Origin of the sequence: Paenibacillus taichungensis (assembly GCF_003287275.1) — a bacterium.
GTDB classification, from domain to species: domain Bacteria; phylum Bacillota; class Bacilli; order Paenibacillales; family Paenibacillaceae; genus Paenibacillus; species Paenibacillus taichungensis_A.
Map to the genome: position 1 here is coordinate 177119 of NZ_QEVW01000025.1, position 21775 is coordinate 198893.

The 21775-nt window shown below is 48.1% G+C and carries 18 protein-coding genes; 4 read left to right on the forward strand and 14 right to left on the reverse strand.

Annotated features, from left to right (window positions below; all coding sequences use genetic code 11):
* Nucleotides 1-56: 56 nt before the first annotated feature.
* From DC345_RS28190 to DC345_RS28210, 5 genes are all read right to left on the reverse strand, one after another.
* Entirely contained in the window at nt 57-1274 is a 1218-nt protein-coding gene (locus tag DC345_RS28190; protein WP_113055968.1) for an ABC transporter permease, read from the reverse strand.
* A 2-nt stretch (nt 1275-1276) separates the two neighbouring features.
* Complete coding sequence (locus DC345_RS28195; RefSeq protein WP_113055969.1) at nt 1277-2029, reverse strand: ABC transporter ATP-binding protein; 753 nt, start codon at nt 2027-2029, stop codon at nt 1277-1279.
* Between the two features lie 27 nt (nt 2030-2056).
* Entirely contained in the window at nt 2057-3430 is a 1374-nt protein-coding gene (locus tag DC345_RS28200) for a DEAD/DEAH box helicase (RefSeq protein WP_113055970.1), read from the reverse strand.
* Nucleotides 3431-3642: 212 nt separating this feature from the next.
* Nucleotides 3643-4416, reverse strand: coding sequence for an SDR family NAD(P)-dependent oxidoreductase (locus DC345_RS28205; RefSeq protein WP_113055971.1), 774 nt, complete (start codon nt 4414-4416; stop codon nt 3643-3645).
* A 56-nt stretch (nt 4417-4472) separates the two neighbouring features.
* Nucleotides 4473-4931 carry a chemotaxis protein CheX gene (locus tag DC345_RS28210; protein ID WP_113055972.1) on the reverse strand — a complete coding sequence of 153 codons (459 nt, stop codon included), beginning with the start codon at nt 4929-4931 and terminating at the stop codon, nt 4473-4475.
* A gap of 447 nt (nt 4932-5378) precedes the next feature.
* On the opposite strand from DC345_RS28210, the gene DC345_RS28215 reads away from it, so the two are divergent.
* Nucleotides 5379-6281: a LysR family transcriptional regulator gene (locus tag DC345_RS28215; RefSeq protein ID WP_113055973.1), complete on the forward strand. Its 903-nt coding sequence runs from the start codon at nt 5379-5381 to the stop codon at nt 6279-6281.
* Nucleotides 6282-6313: 32 nt separating this feature from the next.
* Entirely contained in the window at nt 6314-7123 is an 810-nt protein-coding gene (locus DC345_RS28220; RefSeq protein ID WP_113055974.1) for a histidinol-phosphatase, read from the forward strand.
* A gap of 471 nt (nt 7124-7594) precedes the next feature.
* Here the strand turns inward: DC345_RS28220 and DC345_RS28225 are convergent, their stop codons facing one another.
* The 6 genes from DC345_RS28225 to DC345_RS28250 all read right to left on the reverse strand — a co-directional run bounded on the left by DC345_RS28225 (nt 7595) and on the right by DC345_RS28250 (nt 13988).
* Complete coding sequence (locus DC345_RS28225; protein ID WP_113055975.1) at nt 7595-8227, reverse strand: GNAT family N-acetyltransferase; 633 nt, start codon at nt 8225-8227, stop codon at nt 7595-7597.
* 180 nt (nt 8228-8407) lie between these two features.
* A complete protein-coding gene (locus DC345_RS28230; protein WP_113055976.1) occupies nt 8408-9142 on the reverse strand; it encodes a metallophosphoesterase family protein in 735 nt (244 codons plus the stop codon).
* A gap of 39 nt (nt 9143-9181) precedes the next feature.
* On the reverse strand, nt 9182-10123 hold the full coding sequence (locus DC345_RS28235) for a metallophosphoesterase (protein WP_113055977.1): 942 nt from the start codon (nt 10121-10123) through the stop codon (nt 9182-9184).
* Nucleotides 10124-10300: 177 nt separating this feature from the next.
* Nucleotides 10301-11065 (reverse strand): succinate dehydrogenase iron-sulfur subunit, encoded by a 765-nt coding sequence (gene sdhB / locus DC345_RS28240; protein WP_053783217.1) that lies wholly within the window; start codon nt 11063-11065, stop codon nt 10301-10303.
* 468 nt (nt 11066-11533) lie between these two features.
* A complete protein-coding gene (sdhA, locus tag DC345_RS28245) occupies nt 11534-13276 on the reverse strand; it encodes a succinate dehydrogenase flavoprotein subunit (RefSeq protein ID WP_113055978.1) in 1743 nt (580 codons plus the stop codon).
* Nucleotides 13277-13319: 43 nt separating this feature from the next.
* On the reverse strand, nt 13320-13988 hold the full coding sequence (locus DC345_RS28250) for a succinate dehydrogenase cytochrome b558 subunit (RefSeq protein ID WP_076290972.1): 669 nt from the start codon (nt 13986-13988) through the stop codon (nt 13320-13322).
* Nucleotides 13989-14300: 312 nt separating this feature from the next.
* Here DC345_RS28250 and DC345_RS28255 point away from each other — a divergent pair, with 312 nt between their 5' ends.
* Nucleotides 14301-15224, forward strand: a complete 924-nt coding sequence (locus DC345_RS28255; RefSeq protein WP_113055979.1) for a LysR family transcriptional regulator — start codon at nt 14301-14303, stop codon at nt 15222-15224.
* Between the two features lie 55 nt (nt 15225-15279).
* Here the strand turns inward: DC345_RS28255 and DC345_RS28260 are convergent, their stop codons facing one another.
* Nucleotides 15280-15951, reverse strand: coding sequence for a potassium channel family protein (locus DC345_RS28260; protein ID WP_076290888.1), 672 nt, complete (start codon nt 15949-15951; stop codon nt 15280-15282).
* A gap of 17 nt (nt 15952-15968) precedes the next feature.
* Nucleotides 15969-17303, reverse strand: coding sequence for a TrkH family potassium uptake protein (locus tag DC345_RS28265; protein WP_397333785.1), 1335 nt, complete (start codon nt 17301-17303; stop codon nt 15969-15971).
* Nucleotides 17304-17779: 476 nt separating this feature from the next.
* Between DC345_RS28265 and DC345_RS28270 the strand changes: the two genes are divergently transcribed.
* The gene (locus DC345_RS28270) at nt 17780-19477 is read left to right on the forward strand and encodes a CPBP family intramembrane glutamic endopeptidase (protein ID WP_113055980.1); all 1698 of its coding nucleotides are present in this window, start codon (nt 17780-17782) and stop codon (nt 19475-19477) included.
* On the opposite strand, the gene uvrC is transcribed toward DC345_RS28270, so the two are convergent.
* Nucleotides 19446-21524: an excinuclease ABC subunit UvrC gene (gene uvrC / locus DC345_RS28275; protein WP_113055981.1), complete on the reverse strand. Its 2079-nt coding sequence runs from the start codon at nt 21522-21524 to the stop codon at nt 19446-19448. The genes DC345_RS28270 and uvrC overlap by 32 nt on opposite strands.
* Nucleotides 21525-21775: the final 251 nt, after the last annotated feature.

Here is a 21775-nt window from a genome sequence, read left to right on the forward strand (position 1 = left end):
CGAGAGCCCCTAGTCGGCGTTGCCATCGAACGTTAACTAGTCAGACGCCCAACCGTTCATTCATCCTCTTCTTCCTTCAACCACTTGTTGCCCTGAGAACGTCGCATCAAGTAGATGACCAGCACACCAAGGACCAGTGCTGCTATGGTCATGCTCAGTCCACTCCATCCTCCAGCCAACATCGGCAGCCACATAAGCAAGGCAACCAGCGCATGCAGATTCGAGATGAACCCCAGCACCTGGGAACGACGACTCTCTCCCGAGATGGGATAAATCATAATCCAGAACGATTCACTATGACTGCGTCGCAGCGCACCCAGTTGCACACCTGCAAGCAGCAGGAAGAACAGGTATACACCAATACCAAAATAACTGCCTGCCGTCCACCAGGACAGCAGCATGCCCAGCACAACTAAACGCACAACGATGGAGAACACTTCAGTTCGGATGAACGTTTTGGTGATCAGATAGCGATAGGCTTTCCCTGCATTCCACGGGAGGCCACTCCCCCATTTGCTGAGCCAGCGGCGAGAACTTACTTTTTGGCCTGATGAAGGCACATCTACAAACCAACCCAGCGTACGCATCACTCGGCCAGCCTGGCCCTGCTCCACCTGAATGAGACGTTCCCATGAAACCCGATGTTTCAGAGGGATACGCAGGGCAACGATGTAAACGACAGCCAGCAGCAGCAGGAACCAGATGCTTCGTTGTGGAGGCTGCCACAGCCAGGCGGCAATCGCCAGTACAGCCAATGCCCATCGGAGCAAACGATATCCTCTGGCGGCACCGATTTGCACCATGCGCAGTTCTTGCCAAGCCCCATAGCTCGATAACCCTTTCCATAACAGGAGAAGCAGGATAAACCACCCAAATGGCCTTGCATCCTGATCTGCTCGAACATAGAGCGGCCACAACGTTACAAATACGAGCAGCATACCCAAGGTTTTATAGATAATGCCACGAGCGAAGCTGTTTTTCAGATATTCGTGCATCCGATATTCCTGCGGACGTAAAAATACGATGTCTGCCGGATGCAGATATGTACGATAACTGCTAAACAGCACCAGGGGTGCCAGCAACAGCAGCGTAATCCAGCGAATCGGAAATCCCGCCGGAATGTGCTGTACAAACGATGTATACCAGGCGGAGAACGCAATGACGAGAAATAAGAAAACCATGGCTACGCCGCTCTGAATGACATAACCCAGATAAGGCAGAATTCCATTCCAGAATCCCGTGCGTCTTTGCTTCCATAGCTGCTTAAGATCCATGCTTAATCCCTGCCTTGTACAAGGGAATAGAACATATGCTCCAACGTGGCATTCGATTCCCCGAATTGAGTACGCAGCTCATTCAGCGTCCCATGTGCAATGACCTGTCCTCGGTGCAGGACTATAAAACGGTCACAGTAATTTTCAATGGTGGACAGAATGTGTGAACTGAGCAGAATCGATGATCCCGAAGCCTTCATTTCGAGCATAAAATCAAGCAAAGAGCGGATTCCGAGCGGGTCAAGTCCCAGGAAAGGTTCATCAATGATATAGAGTGGCGGGCCGGCCACAAAAGCACACATGATCATGACCTTTTGCCGCATACCTTTGGACAGGTGGGTCGACAGACTTGTACTTTTCTCATTCATGCGGAACAAGTCGAGCAGTTTCTCCGTACGCTTTTTGAAATCAGCTTCAGAGACACCATATGCTCTAGCCGTAAACTCCAGATGCTCCATAACTGTCATCTCGTCGTACAGCTCAGGAGATTCCGGTACAAAGGCCATGGCCGATTGATATACCTGTGGGTCTTCGTCCCGCTTCTTGCCCATGACCCGCACTTCTCCCTGTTGAGGGGTCATCAATCCTAAAATATGCTTCATCGTAGTACTTTTGCCAGCACCATTTAATCCGATCAGTCCGACCATTTCTCCGCGTCCAACTTCCAGATCGATGCCGTGGAGGACGGGCCGTTTGGCACTATATCCTCCGCTTAGCCCGTTGATTTTCAATACGGGTGGTTGAACGTTATCCATCTATCCCTGCACCTCTTTCGTCAGGTTTTATTCTTCAGAGCGTGATTCTTTACCTTTGCTCCATTTGGGAGCGCCCTTGTTCTTGCGATCCTGGTCCCGTTCTGTTCTGCCTGTATTACCAGCCGGCTTGCCGCCCGCCGGACGTTGATTCGAGGCAGCTGTTCTGGCACCACCATTGCGGTTGGCCTGACCAGGTTTACGATCCCGGGACTGCCCTGGTTTTCTAGAGAAAGAATGCCCTTCAGGCCGCGTATCCGGACGCGGATCAGCCTCCAGCACTTTACCTCCGAATAATACACGTTCCGGCAATTCGATTCCAAGTTCCCGCGCAAACTTGCGCATAATGAAAATTTGCGTTTCATCCACGATTGACAACACGATACCACTGCGACCCATACGACCTGTTCTTCCTGCACGGTGAACATAGTGTTCCGAATCAAATGCAGGGTCATAGTTAATGACCATCGGCAAACCTTCAATATCCAGTCCTCTGGCTGCAACCTCGCTCGCGATCAACAGTTGCAGTTTGCCATTACGGAAAGCGGAGAGCACGTTGCTACGGGTCACTTTGTCAGCATCCCCATACAACGCAGCTGCGGAGAAGCCCAGATGATTCATTTTTGCTTCAACCTCGCCAATATCTTCGGTAGCATTCACAAAGACGATGGCGCGATCCGGGTTATACTGTCTAACCAGACGACGCAGCATATCAATTTTGTTGCGGTTTTCCTCCACAAAATAAAAATGCTCAAGTCCCGCAGCGGTTGCCCGGTCCGGTTCAATTCCGATCTGTACCGGCTCTTTCATCTCCCGCTTCGCGAGTCCAGCAGTATGTTCATCAATCGTTGCTGACAGGAAGATGAGCTGACGGTCGCGCAGCGCACTGCGCAATACGAAGTCCACATCACTTACCCCGCCGAGCTGGAATACCTGGTCTGCCTCGTCAATAACGATCGTGGAGACATTGTGCATTTTCAGCTTTTTCAGCGTAATCAGTTCCTTCAGTCGTCCTGGCGTTCCCACAACCAGTTCCGGGTGCTCACGCAGCTTCTCGATCTGACGTTTTACCGCTGCACCTCCAATTAGCCCCAGAACGCCAATTTTGCGTTCTTCCCCATAGCGCTGTGCCTCGCGGACAATTTGCATCGCCAGCTCTTGTGTAGGAGCTATGATGAGTTTCTGTGTCCCTTTTACGTCACTTTTGATGGATTGCAGCAGTGGCAGCAGATAAGCGAGCGTCTTGCCTGTTCCCGTCTGAGATTTCGAAACCACATCGCGACCTTCCAAAATAACCGGGATTGTCTGTGCCTGTACCGGTGAAGGTTCGTTGATGCCATGTCTGGCGAGTACAGCCTCAAGATCCTGTTCTACGCCAATTGAAGCAAATGTTTGATTCGTCATGTATGTCCATCCTTTAAATTTATTCGTTTCGATGCTCTAGCCCTGCTTGTACTAATAAAACCGAAGCCTGTCATCACATTACCTTTCATTATATGCGAAAAAAGCCTGCGGACCAAATCTTATTCATGAAACATGTCTTTGCACACAAAAAAAAGAAAAGCCCCTCGGCGGAGCCCTTCTTTTATCCGATATATGATGCCCATTGTTGCATCTTACTTCTGATTCATTACACCGTGCGACAGCCTGTCAGCGAGACGCGGAAATAGCTGATACAGCCACACTCCAGCCGAAGCCAGTCTGGGCAGATTCACTTCTTCCTTACGCTTCTTCATCGCCCGGATCATATGCCCCGCAACCTCTTCCGGCTTCAGCATCATCCAGCGTACGTTATTAACATAGTTACCGGAGGGGTCTGCCCGTTGAAAGAACGGTGTATCGATGGGTCCGGGATTAATGGTCGTTACCGTGACTCCGGTTTTGCGAAGTTCCTGGCGCAGGGCATTGCTGAAGCCAAGTACGGCGTGTTTGGTTGCCGTATATGAAGCGGATTTGGCGGTTCCGATCTTACCAGCCATGGAAGCTACATTCACGATTTGTCCTCTGCCTCGTTGTAACATCTGCGGCAGCACTGCCTTGGTACAGCGGACAATGCCCATGTAATTAACGTCCATCATCTCATCGAATTCCTGCACAGACATATCCGTCATCGCCGCAAATTTTCCGTAACCAGCGTTATTCAGCAAAATATCGATTCGTCCGTATTTCTGCAACATCGCATCCACGGCTATCTGAACTTGCTCGTCATTCGTTACATCTAACGTGAGCAGTTCATGTTGCCCTTTCAGCGAAGCACCAATCTCTTCCAGCTTGTCCCGTGAGCGGGCAGCCAGAATCGGTATGGCTCCTTCTTCTATCAGCATCTGCGCACAGAGCGCACCAATTCCGCTCGACGCACCTGTGATAAAAACAACCTGATCTTTCAGCATACCCGACGTCCTCCCGTATTGAACACATATTGCCCCTAGAGGCGTATGGTTCTATTCTACGAGATCATTACTTGAATATCCATCTCACCGATTCCGTCCATCAGCAAAGGAATGCTCAATGCCTTCGTTGCACTAAAGGAAGTCAGATATTCGGAATTCATCACTTGTGGAGGTGTAATATCAACAACGACACCCTGATTGGACAGGATGGTACTTGCATTCCCGCTAATCATATTGCCAAGTTCCGATATAGCACTTTTACTCATTTCGTCCATTTCTGTAATGACAAAACCGCCCATCATGGCAGAAACAATTTTCAATGCAACCGACTCTTGTATTCCAAACACGATGTTTCCGCTCAGTTGTCCAGTCATTCCGATCACGATCCAGACATGGTCTGCAATGTACTCCACATTTTTCACGCCAAGACTCCCGGTGGAAGGCGAAACCTGGATGAGCTGTTCGAATACGTTCCGTGCGGATTCCAGGAAAGGATTAATCACTTCCGCTTTCACTGTCTGTTGTCCCCCTTACACTGGGTTATTGGTCACACACCAAAAGTCCCATATTCAATAAATTTATTATACTTTATCACGTACAAGAATTCACCAAGAATTCGGTAAGGCATGTGTACTATAATTTATCGTCATCCGCGGGGCAAATGTTTATAGCTGATTCTAGCGAAAAAACGAGGCTTTTCGCATCTGTTGCAGGAACAATTGCCATGGAGAGGCATGGCAAAAGGCATTTAGGACTTTTTTACTGTTTCTTAAAATGTTAAAAATTTAATTTCTTGAAATAAAATTAATTTCTCGTTCTAATGGACCTCCCCAAATCTATGATGTTCCCTTCATTGCCCTGCTGTCCTGAATCACCTATAATTTAAGGAACGGAATAATGACCAGTTACGGGATTCCACCTATGGATAGACAGAAGACATTTTACGTGCAAGGAGGCAATACATGAATATCAGTCAACTGGAGACGCTGATTACCATCTCGAAAACGATGAGTTTCCGCAAAGCCGGAGAACTCCTAAATTTGACTCAGCCCGCCGTCTCGGCCCAGATCAAGAGCCTGGAGGATGAATTCAGCACCGTTCTTGTCGATCGGAACCAACCCGTCACCCTCACCGATCGGGGACAGGTATTTCTTCAACATGCCGAACGTATGCTGGACATCGTGGGAGAGCTGAAACAGAAGCTGATGGATCTCGATGAGACCCCTCAGGGACATATCAGACTCGGTACAACCACATCCATTGCCATTCAGATTTTGCCACGGGTCTTATCCTACTTTCAGGATCAATTTCCACTCATCAAGACCAGCATCCAATCCCTGCCTTCCTCACAGATCTATACCCAGGTCGAGAATGGTATGGTCGATCTCGGTATCGGTTATCTTACAGAGCGTAATCCTAACCTGAATACGTCCGTGCTGTATTATGATACGTTCGAACTTGTGGTATCTCCTTCCCATCCACTGGCGAAGCAAAAGCATGCTGCTGTGGATGTTCTGCGCAGCACACCTCTGATTTTGCTATCTCCGGATACGGTGGGGCGCCGTTTTACGGAAGGCATTTTCAAAAAACATAATATTGAGCCCAATATCGTCATGGAGTTGTCGAGCAGCGAGGAAGTGAAACGGATGGTTGAGATTAACCTCGGGGCAGCCGTTATATCCAAACAATCCGTTGCCCATGAGTTACGGCAAGGCACACTGCGTATGATTCCACTCAGTGAACTGGAGGTCAGTCACCCTGTCGGAGTTATTTACAAATCAAGTCGTTATCTCAATTCGGCCATGCAGCAATTCCTGAGCGATCTCAAAGGCATGCCGGAGACCCAGTTCATCAGTTCAGAATGATAAATGAGCCATGAGAAAGGAAGGATTTCCATATGAAATTTGATCTTCACACCCATCATTTTCGTTGTGGTCATGCAGACGGCAATATTCGCGACTATATTGAGGCAGGTATTCAGTCTGGACTTCAGGTCATCGGTATCTCGGATCATACACCTTACTTCGGCAGTGACGAAGAACAGGCTTTCCCCCGGATCGCGATGGGCAAGTCGGAATTGCGTCATTACGTGGAAGAAGTACTGGCTCTGAAGGAAGAATACACGGGCAAGATTGATGTGCTGCTTGGCATTGAATCCGACTATTTCCCTGCCCATGCCGATTTGTATCGCAGTACGTTGGGGCAATTTCCTTTTGATTATATTATTGGTTCTGTTCACCATACGGAAGATGTCAGCATATTCAACAAAACCCGCTGGAACGGATTAAGCGATGCGCGTAAGGTTGAAGTGAAAGAGAGTTACTACGCATTGATTCGGCAATCAGCCCGAAGCGGCATGTTCCAGATTCTCGGACATATTGATGCCATGAAAGGAAATTATCCTCCTTTCTCGGACATTATCGCAGATCAAGCCATTGATGAAACGTTGCAGGTCATTGCAGAATCGAACGTGGCTATTGAAATTAATACGTCTGGTAAAACCAAGCTTAGTGGTGGCTGGTACCCGTCCGATGCCATTCTGGAGCGTGCGCATCATTACGGAGTGAAGGTGACCTTTGGATCAGACGCACATAAACCGCAGCGTGTGGCCGATGAACTGGATGAAGTTCGTACACGTCTTCAAGAGATTGGATTCACCGAATGGGTATATTTTAAGCAGAAACAAATGCAAGTTGTACCGTTTTAAACCTAGAAAACCACAATAGCCCTCACGGCGTAAAATTACGCTGTGGGGGTTTTAGGTTTGTAGCCGAATATGAAAAAAGATGTTATATAAGTTCAACTAAATATTTACACGATAATGGAAAGTAGTTCTGTCATCTGAGTGTTGGTGTAGAAATTTCATCGTTAAACTTGTATGGACAAAAAAAATGAACCCGCAAACAGCGGGTCCCAACAGCATAATCTATTATCAAAAAGGGGGTCATGAGATAAGTTTACCCGCTGTCTGTTAGAGTTCAATTGCAGCTATATTTCAATTGTGTAACAAATGATTGAAGTTCGTTTCAAACCTCTGCTGCTTCATTTAATTCAGCATTTTGCATAATTTGGTTCAACTCGCTTCCAAGTAAAAATATAGACAAACAGAAACATTACGATCTATATTTTTCTGATTGAAAGACGCTCTTTGGATTTATGCAATATGCTCTATTTTATGTTACTCGTGCTTGTCGGATACCAACGTTTGCAGCCGATTTTCCCAATGAGAACGGACATGCTGTTCACGATACAGACTATACACCTTAACATCCAGCAGGGTATCCGGCGTCTCTCCATCCTCATGATTCAAAACAAACGAGGGCAAGGTCCGTTCATAAATCATACCGCTTTTGCAGAGAACCCGTTCGGATGATACATTTGCTTCGTAACAGCGGGCTTCCACTTTGCACAAATTAAGCTCGGCAAAACCGAATTCCAGCAAACGCTGTACTGCCTCAGTTGCGACTCCCTTACCCCAGCAGGACCTGTTCAGAATATATCCAATCTGTGCGGTACCGTTCTGGTCGTTCCAATGCTGGAATGAAGTGATGCCGATGATCTGATCGCTGCCTTTCCAGCAGATGCCGTAATGCAGTGAATCCAGCTTGGCACTGCTGCTGCGAATCTGATTCAATAATCGCCGAGCCCGGATTGGTGTGGGCTGACTCCCCCTGTTTACATAACGGATCACCTGAGGGTCGGAAAACAGCTCCGACAATGTGCTGTAATCACTCTGACGTAATGATCGAAGAACAAGGCGCTCTGTCCATAAAGCAGGCAATCCTTGGCCCAGCATTTTTCGGGTCAGCATGACAATCGCTCCTTTTGCCTAACGGGTTCTAGTCCGGTAAGACAAGCATGCTCTGAAGATGATCCGGCGCAAATAAAATACATGTATAAACAATGAAACATCGCTATACTCCACAATACTCCGCTCAGTAGCCTGAACATTAGTATGCCAATTCATTACAGGGCATTATTCCTTAGTTAACTAATCCGTTTGTAGCCCGCGATATACGCCCGTACGAAGTTCTCGGATATAGAAATCGAGCGAAGGCACCTGAGCCTGCTGAGCAGTCTTCACTTCCTGCTCAATATCATAAGGCACCCTTACAAATTGAAGATTGAACGGGGTGTTCCGATCGCTGCTGTTCTCTCCTTCAAGGATACAGTAAGAAGCCTGGGTAAAATCAAGCGGGTTACCCACGCTGCCTGCATTGAACAACATTTTTCCATTCATAAATTGTAAGTATGCGTTATGCACATCTCCATATCCCACGACATCCGCCACACCAAGCCCAGGCTCATCTGCCGGAGCATCGAACATCGCTAACCTCTTCTCAATCTCATCCCACGGCTGTACGCGGTGATATACACTTTGGGGAGAGGCGTGCACCAAGCGGATGGTACGACCACTCAGCTCTAATTGGTGGCTAAACGGCAGGCTCTCCAGATACAACAATCGTTCTTTACCCAACCGCTTCGCTTGCCAAGTAAAATTCTCATTGTCCTGATTAACGGCAACCAACTCATCCCAGTTGCCACGGATAACTTGCTCACATGTCTCCCTCACCAGATCGACAACCTGTACCGGATCAGGTCCTTTGCCAACGAGGTCGCCAAGACAAAAGATTCGCTTCAATCCGCGACTCCGAATATCTTTTAATACCGCTTCCCAAGCAGTCATATTGCCATGAATATCGGATACAATCGCAATTCGTTCCATCTGGCTAACCTCCCTTTATGCTCTATATTCTTTATGTTGTTAACCCTTTAATTCAAAAACCGTCAATTCCGGCCTGCACAAAAAGCGAATCGGCAGTTGGGTCATGCCAAAGCCACGGTTCACATAGACTGGCATATGCTTATCCCCTGCGTAATATAACCCTTGAATATACTTGAGTGAACCTCTCGGTGTAGTCAGTGCGCCTATCCAGGGAAAACGCACCTGTCCGCCATGACTGTGTCCAGAGAGCTGTAGTCCGAAACCGTAAGGTGCTGCAATGTCTGCATAATCAGGCTCATGCATAAGTAGCAGTTTCCAAACCTCTCTACTCAATCCCTTGATTGCTACAAGAGGATCAGGTCTGCCCGTAAGCGCGTCATCCAAACCTACGATCGCAATACGTGAATCCCCACGTTCAATCAGAACATGGCTGTTTCGAAGCAACGTGAAACCGGCCTCTTTGAACATCAGCTCCACTTCATGCTGCTGCTGGCCACGGTAATCATGGTTCCCCAATACGGCGTATTTACCATACTTCGCTTGCATCGAAGCCAGTGCAGGAATACATTCACGCATCGGTTCTGCTTCCCGTTCAACCATATCTCCGGTAAAACAAATCAGATCAGGTTGCTGTTCCCGTATCGTTTCAGCCAGCTTCTCCATTTGTTTCAGCCCCGTATGGAATCCAAGATGGGCATCACTGAACTGAATCACACGCAGTCCCTCGAATGCTTTTGGAAACTTGGGCAGTTTCAATTCAACATGCTTGATCTCCAGATGACGAGGCTCCCACAACCAGGCATATCCTCCTGTGAGCAAACTGGCACTCGCCGTCATTAAGATCATCCGCAGCAAAAAACTGCGCCGGGAGGGATCATGATCCTTTTCCTCTCCGGGAAAAATGGAGTCTTCCGAATCAGATCCATACTGCGAGCGCCGGGGCGGCGAGATCTTGCTGCCCTCACGCGGTGTTTCTCCCATGCGTCCCCCTCCTTCTTCCGCTCCAAATCCATCCCCTTAGTATACCATATTCTGCATGACTAGCCCGGTTCCTTTGCGGGTACAGAAAAAGAAGCCGGGATCTTAGGCTATATATGCCAAGGATCACGACTTCTTCTAATGGTGCAGATCCGAAGTTCTGCATTTGATATGACTAGATTACACGCCCAACCAGCGTTTGAACATGTGTTTGGTTGTTTGTTTGTTCATTTCGGCAATGGAGGTAGTCAACGGAATACCTTTTGGACAAGAGCGTACGCAGTTCTGCGAGTTACCACAACCCTCAATACCTCCGTCTTCCATAAGTGCTTCCAGACGGTCTTCAGCGTTCATCTCCCCTGTTGGGTGAGCATTGAACAGACGTACTTGAGAAAGAGCTGCCGGACCGATAAAGTCTGTTTTCTCATTGACGTTCGGGCAGGCTTCGAGACATACACCACATGTCATACATTTGGACAGCTCGTAAGCCCACTGACGTTTCTTCTCAGGCATCCGCGGACCTGGACCGAGGTCATAGGTACCGTCAATCGGAATCCACGCTTTAACCCGTTTCAGGGCGTTAAACATCCGGGTACGGTCGATGACGAGGTCACGAACCACCGGGAAGGTTTTCATCGGTTCGATGCGAACTGGTTGTTCGAGCTTGTCAATCAGGGCCGCACACGCTTGACGCGGCTTGCCATTGATGACCATGGAGCATGCTCCACAGACTTCTTCGAGACAGTTCGATTCCCAGCAGACCGGGGCAATGGACTTGCCTTCTGTATTGACCGGGTTCCGCTGGATCTCCATCAGGGCGCTAATAACGTTCATGCCGGGACGGTACGGAAGCTCAAACTCTTCGTTGTACGAAGATGACTCCGGGCTGTCCTGACGGGTGATGATAAACTTGACGGTTTTTTTTGCTGTAGCTGTGTCCGTCATATCGTTGTCCCCTCCTTTGGTGACGATGATTGATTGCTATCGTTACAAGACCACAATGTTGTTCACAAATGGTCACTCCGCTGGCAGAAGATCCTTCCGATCGCTGTTATCCCCAGATTTCTTTGATCCACTTTTATAAGGGTGGAAATCCGGGGATAAAGGCGAACGCTTCGCTTCTTCAGTATTCTTCTGCCTTCTCCGTTCAGGTGTTAACTTTTAGATCATGTAAATATAAAATAAATCCTCTTGATGTTATACAGCAAAGGCGGGCGCTTCGCTTCTTCTGGGCATTTCTGCTTCCTCCGCTGCGTCGTGCACATAAGCCGCTTTACTGAAAGTAGCAATAATTCATTCTGGTTAGCAGTAACTTTGAGAAGCTCCGCGTACGCTTTGCCTCTATGTGTCTACTGCTTTTCCGTTAAGTTGCTAAGTCTTTAACTTTATGAATAGACCGAAATTTCGCTTTAATTAATCCTTCGAGTAGTCGCGGATCCGTGGTGGGATCAGGGAAACGTCTACAGGCTCGTACGAAATTTTTGGACCTTCCTTCGACCAGCTTGCGATCGTTGTTTTCAGGAATTCCTCATCGTTCCGTTCAGTGAACTCCGGCTTGTAATGCGCTCCACGGCTTTCGTTACGCAGCAATGCGCCCAGCGTCATTGCTTCTGCCAGTTCAAGCATGTTCCACAGCTGACGGGTAAATGCTGCACCCGGGTTGTTCCAACCGGAAGTGTCGTACATGTTGATTTTGCCGTAACGCTCTTTCAATTCCTTAATTTTGCCGATGGTCGCTTCCAGCTTATCGTTGTAACGTACCACCGTCATATTCGCCGTCATCCACTCGCCAAGCTCTTTGTGAATGACATAAGCATTTTCATTGCCCTGCATATTTAGGATGCCTTCGTATTTATCGGTTTGGCGCTTGGTATAACCATCGAATACGGAAGAACTGATATCTGCGGACGATTTTTTGAGTCCTTTGATATATTCAACCGCTTTTGGTCCAGCCACCATACCACCGTAGATTGCCGATACCAGGGAATTTGCACCCAGACGGTTTGCACCATGGTATTGGTATTCACATTCACCAGCTGCGAACAGTCCTGGAATGTTGGTCATTTGGTTATAATCTACCCACATGCCGCCCATGGAATAATGGACTGCCGGGAAAATTTTCATCGGGATTTTACGTGGGTCATCGCCCATGAACTTCTCGTAGATCTCAATGATTCCGCCGAGCTTCACATCCAGCTCCTTCGGATCTTTGTGGGACAAGTCGAGATATACCATGTTCTCGCCGTTCACGCCGAGGCCCATATCCACGCAGACGCTGAAAATTTCACGCGTCGCGATATCACGCGGAACAAGGTTACCGTATGACGGATATTTTTCTTCGAGGAAGTACCAAGGCTTGCCGTCTTTGTACGTCCAGATCCGTCCACCTTCACCACGAGCCGATTCGGACATCAGACGCAGTTTGTCATCGCCTGGAATGGCAGTCGGGTGAATCTGAATGAACTCACCGTTCGCGTAATTTACACCTTGCTGATACACCGCACTAGCGGCAGTACCTGTATTGATAACCGAGTTGGTTGTTTTACCGAAAATAATGCCAGGGCCGCCGCTCGCCAGAATAACGGCTTCTGCCGGGAACGTTTGTACCTTCATTGTTTTCAGATCCTGTGCTACAATCCCGCGGCAGGTGCCTTCGTCATCCACAACCGCCTGCAGGAACTCCCAGTTCTCATATTTCGTAACGAGACCGGCTGCTTCCCAGCGACGTACTTGCTCATCCAGCGCGTAGAGCAATTGTTGTCCAGTCGTTGCACCAGCAAACGCTGTACGGTGATGCTTCGTTCCACCGAAACGACGGAAATCGAGCAAACCTTCCGGTGTCCGGTTGAACATTACGCCCATCCGGTCCATCAGGTGAATAATGCCTGGTGCCGCTTCACACATCGCTTTGACTGGAGGCTGATTCGCCAAAAAGTCACCGCCATATACGGTATCGTCAAAGTGTACCCATGGGGAGTCGCCCTCACCTTTGGTATTTACCGCACCGTTGATACCGCCTTGGGCACATACGGAGTGGGATCTTTTGACGGGAACCAGTGAAAATAAATGAACATGGACTCCGGCTTCAGCCGATTTGATCGCCGCCATCAATCCCGCGAGACCTCCGCCCACAATAATTACATTAGATGATGCCATTGCTGTTCACTCCCTTATAAGTCAGCATTTAAAGTCCAAATGCTTAAATCAGAACTGTCTTAACTGCGTCAATCATAGAAGTGGCTACCTGGAAATCCATGCTCCGGAAAGCAAGCAGCGATGCAATAAACATGAGAGCTACAATAGCAAACAAGCTCATGCAGATGTAGGAAGATACACGCTGCGCACGCGGACCGACGGTAATTCCCCAGCTAACCAGGAACGACCACAAACCGTTGGCAAAGTGATAAGATGCCGCAACCACACTGATCAGATATAAAATAAACGTTACCGGGTTCATCACGATGCCGTGTATGACACCGCCAAGCTCTTCGTGTGTGACATTCCCCAGCGCAACCTGGAAACGAGTTTCCCAAATATGCCAGATGACGAACACAAACGTAATGACACCGCTGACGCGCTGCAACGTATAGCGCCAGTTGCGCTCATTGCCAAAACGTCCCACGTTAGGCTTGGCCTGATAGGCAATGTACAAACCATATACACCGTGATAGAACAGCGGCAACCAGATGAGAAGCGTTTCAAGTACAATCACGAGCGGCAGGCCATTCAGAAATGCAACTGCATCGTTAAAGCCTTCTTTGCCGCCTTCAACTGCCGAGAAGTTCGTCACCATATGCTCAATGAAAAACAGACTGAGCGGAATGACGCCAAGCAAGGAGTGCAGCTTTCTGGAGTAAAACCCTTTCATAAAATGTCGATCCCCTTTCGCTAAATACAACGTTTTCATAAATAAAATTCGCTTATCATGACACAAACCTTTCCCAAGGAAAGGTTCGACAAATTGTTCCGTTTTCTTCAGGTGTGAACAACTTGTGTCACGATTCATGTTACTCCTTTTTTTCTTATAAGGGAATTGCAATATAATTATTAAATGTTATAACCTATAGGTATAAGTTATAAACATCGGTCGTGCAGGCCATACAACATGGAGAAATATTTGACAAGGAGATGCCTCACGCAAAGTACGTTCATACGTTCAGTAGAAAAGAGGTTAGTGCTCATGTTCGAGGAATTAAACGCTTTTGCGGCGGTTGTAGAGCAGTCCAGTCTGAACCGTGCATCGAAATTGCTGAATCTTTCACAGCCCGCGCTATCTCGCAAAATCTCCAAATTGGAGGATGAACTCGGCGTGGCGCTCTTTCATCGCCGTGGTAAACGACTTGAATTAACCAGCGTTGGTCAGTTCGCGTACACTTTCGCGGTAGAGCAGAAACAGCAGCAACAGAAATTTCTGACCATGCTGGCCCAATACAAAGACGAAGAACAAAGCTCCATTACGCTTGGAGCCAGTCTGACAACGCTTCAAACAACATTGCCACCGCTGGTAAATGCCTTTATGGAGAAACATCCGAACGCGGAAATCAAGCTGGTGACAGGGAAAACGCATGAAATTGTCTCTTTTGTACGGGATAAAAAAGCAGATGTGGGCATCGTTGCCTCTTCCATAAGTGAAGCCGGGCTGAACTGTGTTCCGCTCTTTGATGATCATCTGGAGCTGGTTGTGCCTTTAACACATCCGCTATCGGGTAAAGAAGCCGGAATGGAGCATTTGCAAGACCTGCCGATGATTACGTTCTCCAAAGGAACCTGGTATCGCAAATTAACCGACGACCTGTTCCAGCGCTGCGCCGTGATGCCGGATATTCGCATGGAGATTGACTCCTTTGAAGCGATTGTCCGTCTTCTGCCTACCTGCAAAGCCGCAGCCCTGTTGCCCAAATCGTATCTCCGCCCTCAATTGCTTGCGGACAATGATCTCGTCTCGGTATATCTGCCGCAACTGCAGCAGACCCGTCGCACAACCTGCATGATCTATGGGGAAAAGGAAGACCTCAGCCAAACCTCCAGACAGTGGGTCAGGGAAACGGCTGCGCTCTTTACAGCAAAGGCGCCGCTGCCCTCACGGAGGACGCCGACGCCTTAGCATTCATATCAATCAGCCGAGCTCAATGCTCTGCTTTCATTTAATAGACTCAGCTCTAGCTCTCTTGGCTGATCACTTCTTCCTCAAAACGGTCAATGTCATCATTCATGCCGATAATTACCATGATATCACCCATCTGAAGCGAGTCCAGTGCAGTCGGGGCAATAATGACCCCGGCTTCCTTTTGTAACGCTACAATGCTGCAACCAAAGCGTACTCGAGCATTCAGAGTGGACAGCGTTTTATTATGCAGACAGGCTGGAACTTTCATCTCCACAATACTGTAATCATCGGACAATTCGATATAATCGAGCAGATTCGGGGTGACGAGCTGATGGGCAACCCGGATTCCCATATCACGCTCAGGATAAACGACACGATCGATTCCCAGCTTGTCCAGTGCCCGTCCATGAAGAACTGAAATGGCTTTGGCCACAACTGTTTTTACACCGAGTTCCTTCAGTAAAATGGCAGTGAGAATGCTGGTCTGGATATCCGCCCCGATGGCAACGATACAGCAGTCAAAATTGCGGATGCCCAGGGAGCGCAGCACTTCCTCATCCGTGGAATCCGCGACGACGGCATGGGTGACCAATTCACTCATGTCTTCGACGACTTCTTCATTTTTATCGATCCCCAGCACTTCATAGCCAAGCTCCATTAATTCCTGTGCCAGACTGGAGCCAAAGCGTCCAAGCCCAATTACCGCAAACTGCTGTGTTTTCATTGTTCTTCACGAACCCCTTATCCAATAATCATTTTGCCTTCCGGATACCTGTACAACTCTTTACCCTTTTTCTGTCCGAGTGCATACGCGAGCGTAATTGGTCCAAGACGTCCTGCAAACATGGTGAAACAGATCAAAAGCTTGCCGATCGTGGTCAGCTTCAGTGTAAGCCCCATAGATAAACCTACAGTGCCGAAGGCGGATGTTGTCTCAAATAATATCATCAAAAAGCTGCTGTCTTCCGTCGTACTAAGCACCATCGTAACGGCAATAATGAGCAACAGTGCAAGCAGTGTAATCGTCAGTGCTTTGAAAATCCGTTCCTGTAGGAGCCGATATCTGAAAAAGACGATATCTTCCCGCCCCCGCATCATGGCAATGACAGCTCCGGCCATAATCATGAATGTGGTGGTTTTAATACCGCCTCCCGTAGAACCAGGGGAAGCACCAATAAACATTAATATAATGATGAAAAATTGCGTTGCCTGTCTCAGGCCAGCAATATCTACTGTATTCGCCCCTGCTGTTCTCGGGGAAACCGACTGGAAGAACGAACCGAGAATTTTACCACCCCAGTTCAACCCCCCCAGGGTCCGGGGATTACTGAATTCAAATACAAATATAACTAGAGCGCCAAATACGATTAACAATCCTGTCGTCAGCAATACCACTTTGGAATGCAGCGACAGCTTCCTCGTCCTCCGGTACTCCACCAGATCAGACAGAACGACAAAACCAATACCGCCTGCAATGATCAGGAACATGGCTGTAAAATTCACGAGCGGATCATACACATACCCGGTTAAGCTGCGGAAATCTCCGAACATATCAAACCCGGCATTGTTGAACATGGAGATCGCATGCCAATATCCATAATAGACGGCCTGCCCCATCGGCATATCAAACGACCACCGAATGGCGAATAACGTGCCACATATGCCTTCCAATATGAGCGAGTAGATCACAACCTTGCGAATAAGGCGGACAATGCCCTCCATCGTACTCTGGTTCATCGCTTCCTGCAAAATCAACCGCTCACGCAGAGAGATCCGCCGTTTGAATGCAATCGCCACCAGTGTCGACATCGTCATAAAGCCAAGACCGCCAATCTGAATCAGGATTGCAATGATAATCTGACCCAACGTCGAAAAATGAGTACCCGTATCCACCACAACCAGCCCCGTCACGCAGACTGCTGAAGTTGCCGTGAAGAGTGCGTCAATAAAAGGAAGGCTGACCCCGCCTCGACTGGATGCCGGGAGCATCAACAGAAGTGTCCCAAGCAATATAATACCCGCGAACCCTAGGACCAGAATTCGGGGTGGCGATAGACGCATCCATTGAACATTCATTTTCACTTGAGTATCATCCACCTCTGCCAAAAAGAAAATGACCCCACCAACGTGGAGCCTTTCTCCGACGTGCTTTTCCATATGACTTGACGGAAGATCCAAGCTCTTGGAAAGCCTCATTTCGGAGCGTAAACATGTATGATTTTCGCTGTAACACATATACATCAGGTTGGAATATATTTTATACTTTCTATTCGTTCCCTTGTTAACCTAAAGACATGCGGAATATTGGACATTTGATTCAAAATTATAAGCGCTGCGACGTTTGTATACAAAACGATTTTTGTGTAAATAGCATCGAATTCCGTCAAAAAGGGAAAAACTCAGATATGGCGACGGATAGATCAGATTGTTTCGATCATTTTCATTCGTTTTCATGCATTTGCACGACTTCTCGTTTCGTCATTGGCATTCGGGGCTTGGGCTGTGCTATCTTTACTTTAATATCCATATTAATAAAGGAGGAACAATATTAAATGAATCCCTTAGGGCAGCCTTTGGTACTCAAAGCTAACTTTAAGCGTTTAGGGTTGCTTGCGGCGATTGGCCTGATTCTGTTTTTCGTTTTTCAAATCTTTCCTGCCACCTCATCGCAAACGACTGATATCCAGTCTACTTCCTTCATAAGCAAGGAGAAAGCGGCGGAATCGGCACGATCTTTTGCAGCTTCTCTACCTGATTATACCCTTCCGACGGATACCGGAAACGAGCTGGTGACGTACCAAACCCATTCCGATATCTATGGGTATATGGCCAAAACCAAACAGTTAGAAACCTATAACAAGAAATGGGAAACAGCCTATCCTTACGATGTGTACCGCGTTCGTTTGCCCGATCAGGACAAAGGCGGTTATTTGAATGTTGACGTACATATGAGAACAGGAAAAGTTGTCGGCTTCAAGCGCGAACTGCCTTCTTCCCTGTATGCATCCATCGAGGCTGAGCAGGACAAAAGTAAAGTGAATGCTGCTCAACGTTTAGCTGAAGATAACCTTTCCCTAAATGAAAAAGAACAGCTTGCCGCTGGCGTGCTTGGCGAATTCGGTTATAATGTGCCAAAACTTCAGCTGGACACCCGTGAAGAAGAAGCGGGGCTGCAATACACGGATAATGAAAAGCAAATTGGGGATTCCAAGCTGGAACTGAACTTTACATTTGAAAATGGAGCCGTCCGCTCCTTCGAATCTGTTTTCTCAGTCCCTGCCTCCCATACCGACTATGTAGAAAATCAAACCCGGCAAGCCAACTGGATGACTTACGGCGGTTATGCTTTTCTGACCTTTGTGCTTGGCGTGCTCGCGATTATCTACAGTATTCTGACGAGAGCTCACACGTCGTTCAAACGCGGAATTGTTCTGTCTCTGGTATACTTTGCGGCTTCCGTGATTGGCACACTGAACATGATTCCGCTCTTTCAGGCGCAGGGGCTGTCTAACTTTATGCTGACTTTCCTGATGGTCATGCAGGCTGGGATAACGCTGGTCATGAGTGCAACCATCTATCTGTCGCTCGTTGCCGGTGACGGCATGTGGCGCAAAATCGGCCTGAATCCTTGGCCTCGGGCCAAAGAACCCGGATACGGCAAATATGTACTGCACAGTATGTATACAGGTTACTTATGGGCGTTGATTCTGTTGGGTGTGCAATCGGTACTGTTCTTTATTCTGGAGCGCAGTATTGGAAGCTGGTCAACAACATCGGCTGACCAGTCCACATACAACATGAGTTATGCCTGGATCTTCCCGATTATGGCCTGGATGGCGGGAATCGGTGAGGAAACAGTGTATCGCCTGTTCGGGATTCGCATGATGCAGAAGGTTGTACGCAATACGTTCATTGCCTGCCTTATCCCAACATTAATCTGGGCTCTGGGACACACCTTGTACCCGATCTATCCGGTCATCACACGTCCAATAGAGCTTACTGTCATCGGACTCCTGTTCAGTCTGATCATGCTGCGTCACGGCTTCATCGCCGTTGTATTCGCACATGTTATCTTTGACAGCCTGTTGATGGGGCTAAGCCTGATCTTCATGGGTGATGCACTGAACATTTCCGCAGGACTTTTCTGGATTGTGCTTCCGGCGATCGTTGGTTATGTCATCTATAAGATGAATCCAAAACAAAAAGAGAAGCCGTATGTCACGACTCCTCATCACGAAGTGCTGCAATAATCTGATTCGCAAGCTTGTCACCAATGGATAGAGGCCGGAAGTCTTCGACGCTGGCCTCTTTTATTTTGCGTAAAGAGCCAAAATGCTTCAACAGCAGCTTACGCCGCTTTTCTCCAATGCCCGGAATGGCATCCAGACGGGAAGTCACCATCGATTTCCCACGCTGCTCACGGTGGAACGAAATTGCAAAACGGTGAACCTCATCCTGAATCCGCTGCAACAGGTAGAACTCCTGACTGTCACGCGGCAGAGAGATGACTTCCGGCGGATTGCCGATCATCAATTGTGAGGTCTTGTGCTTCGCATCCTTCACCAGTCCACATACCGGAATAAACAGCCCCAGCTCATTTTCCAAAATATCGACCGCAGCCGAGATCTGTCCTTTGCCGCCATCGACCACGATCAGGTCAGGCTGGGTCAGATTTTCTTTCAATACCCGCTCGTAACGGCGACGGATAACTTCTCGCATCGTTTCATAATCATCCGGTCCTTCAACCGAACGCACTTTGTATTTGCGGTATTCTTTCTTATCGGGTTTACCATCAGTAAATACAATCATGGCAGATACCGGGTTCGTGCCCTGGATGTTCGAGTTATCAAACGCTTCAATACGGTGAAGCTGATCCAGTCCAATAAAGCGCCCCAGTCCTTCAGCAGCTTTCGAGGTTCGCTCTTCGTTTCGCTCGATCAGACGGAATTTCTCCTCCAACGCTACACGCGCGTTATCTACAGCCATCGTGATCATCTGCCGTTTCAATCCGCGCTGCGGAATGTGGACTTTAATTTCCAGCCATTCCTGCAATGCTGCTGCGACCTGAGATGGATCTTCGAAGCCTGGAGGCTGTTTATCAGCCGATACATCTTCCTGAGCAACAGCGTCGTCCTGTATAGCCATCGCAGCTTCCTCAGCCTCTGCTTCCGGTTGGATATCGCCATAGGATGCACGGGACTCGGCAACACGTAAATCCATCGCAGAATCTTGCGCCAAGTGCGTTGTCTGTTCTGACTCGGCTGTCACCGCCGCAGGTACCACTGCATCAGCATCAGCACTGTCGTCACCCGCTGCAAGATCTTTTGGCATTTCCGGCAGTAAGATCTCCTGTGGCAATGCTGGATTATCACTATAGTACTGGGTCACGTAAGACATAAAGTCACTGTAGGCCTCACCGTAAAACGGGAACGTCGATACGTGGCGTTCGATCATTTTCCCCTGACGCATATATAGAATCTGGACACACATCCAGCCTTTATCAATGGCAAAACCAAACACATCGCGGTCTCTGGCGTCCGCCATCGTAATTTTCTGTTTTTCCATCATCGCATCAATGGCAATGACCTGATCCCGAAGTTCCTTGGCTCGTTCAAAATACAGATCCTCAGCCGCTTCCTGCATTTTGCGCTGTAAATCCTTCTTGATCTCCTCATGGCCTCCACTTAGAAAAGAACTGATCTCCTGGGAAATCTCATCATACTGCTCCTTGCCCACTTCTTGCACACAGGGAGCGAGGCACTGTCCCATATGATAATACAGGCATACTTCCTTCGGCATCACGCCGCATTTGCGTAACGGATACATCCGGTCAAGCAGCTTTTTCGTTTGGTGTGCCGCATATGAATTCGGATAAGGTCCGAAGTATTTGGCTTTATCTTTGAGCACCCGCCGGGTCACTTCGAGTCGGGGATGCTTTTCATTCGTAATTTTAAGGTAAGGAAATGTCTTATCATCCTTGAGCAACACGTTATACCGCGGCATATGTTTCTTGATCAGGTTACACTCCAGAATGAGTGCTTCCATATTACTGCCGGTAACGATATATTCGAAATCACGGATTTCGGACACCAGGCGCTGTGTCTTCCCATTATGACTGCCGATAAAATATGATCTTACGCGATTCTTCAGCACTTTGGCTTTACCTACATAGATAATGGTACCTTCACTGTTTTTCATCAGGTAGCAGCCAGACATGTCGGGCAGCAAAGCCAACTTGTGGCGGATCTGCTCCAGTGCCTTCTCCTGTTCCTGCACATTTGTAATGAATTCATCCATAATTCGGTGGGTCCTCCTTCCCGATTACTGAGAAAGCTGATAGCTTCACCTTACATGAGGCACTCTGATGACAGAATGACCTTTCGATCGCTGTTACCCCCAGATTTCTTTGATTCTTTTCTTATAACGTATAAATCCGGGGATAGCGCATGCTTACGAAGCAGCTTTCTTTCAGAAAGCTTTTTGGCGACCACTTCGTTTCTACAGGTCATTTCTGCCCTCTCCGTTGTTCATGTAAATTTCAGTTTCAC

Coding starts and splice junctions, on each gene's coding strand:
- DC345_RS28190 (WP_113055968.1), bottom strand. CDS start 1,274: ATGGATCTTAAGCAGCTATGGAAGCAAAGACGCACGGGATTCTGGAAT.
- DC345_RS28195 (WP_113055969.1), bottom strand. CDS start 2,029: ATGGATAACGTTCAACCACCCGTATTGAAAATCAACGGGCTAAGCGGA.
- DC345_RS28200 (WP_113055970.1), bottom strand. CDS start 3,430: ATGACGAATCAAACATTTGCTTCAATTGGCGTAGAACAGGATCTTGAG.
- DC345_RS28205 (WP_113055971.1), bottom strand. CDS start 4,416: ATGCTGAAAGATCAGGTTGTTTTTATCACAGGTGCGTCGAGCGGAATT.
- DC345_RS28215 (WP_113055973.1), top strand. CDS start 5,379: ATGAATATCAGTCAACTGGAGACGCTGATTACCATCTCGAAAACGATG.
- DC345_RS28220 (WP_113055974.1), top strand. CDS start 6,314: ATGAAATTTGATCTTCACACCCATCATTTTCGTTGTGGTCATGCAGAC.
- DC345_RS28225 (WP_113055975.1), bottom strand. CDS start 8,227: ATGCTGACCCGAAAAATGCTGGGCCAAGGATTGCCTGCTTTATGGACA.
- DC345_RS28230 (WP_113055976.1), bottom strand. CDS start 9,142: ATGGAACGAATTGCGATTGTATCCGATATTCATGGCAATATGACTGCT.
- DC345_RS28235 (WP_113055977.1), bottom strand. CDS start 10,123: ATGGGAGAAACACCGCGTGAGGGCAGCAAGATCTCGCCGCCCCGGCGC.
- sdhB (WP_053783217.1), bottom strand. CDS start 11,065: ATGACGGACACAGCTACAGCAAAAAAAACCGTCAAGTTTATCATCACC.
- sdhA (WP_113055978.1), bottom strand. CDS start 13,276: ATGGCATCATCTAATGTAATTATTGTGGGCGGAGGTCTCGCGGGATTG.
- DC345_RS28250 (WP_076290972.1), bottom strand. CDS start 13,988: ATGAAAGGGTTTTACTCCAGAAAGCTGCACTCCTTGCTTGGCGTCATT.
- DC345_RS28255 (WP_113055979.1), top strand. CDS start 14,301: ATGTTCGAGGAATTAAACGCTTTTGCGGCGGTTGTAGAGCAGTCCAGT.
- DC345_RS28260 (WP_076290888.1), bottom strand. CDS start 15,951: ATGAAAACACAGCAGTTTGCGGTAATTGGGCTTGGACGCTTTGGCTCC.
- DC345_RS28265 (WP_397333785.1), bottom strand. CDS start 17,303: ATGAATGTTCAATGGATGCGTCTATCGCCACCCCGAATTCTGGTCCTA.
- DC345_RS28270 (WP_113055980.1), top strand. CDS start 17,780: ATGAATCCCTTAGGGCAGCCTTTGGTACTCAAAGCTAACTTTAAGCGT.
- uvrC (WP_113055981.1), bottom strand. CDS start 21,524: ATGGATGAATTCATTACAAATGTGCAGGAACAGGAGAAGGCACTGGAG.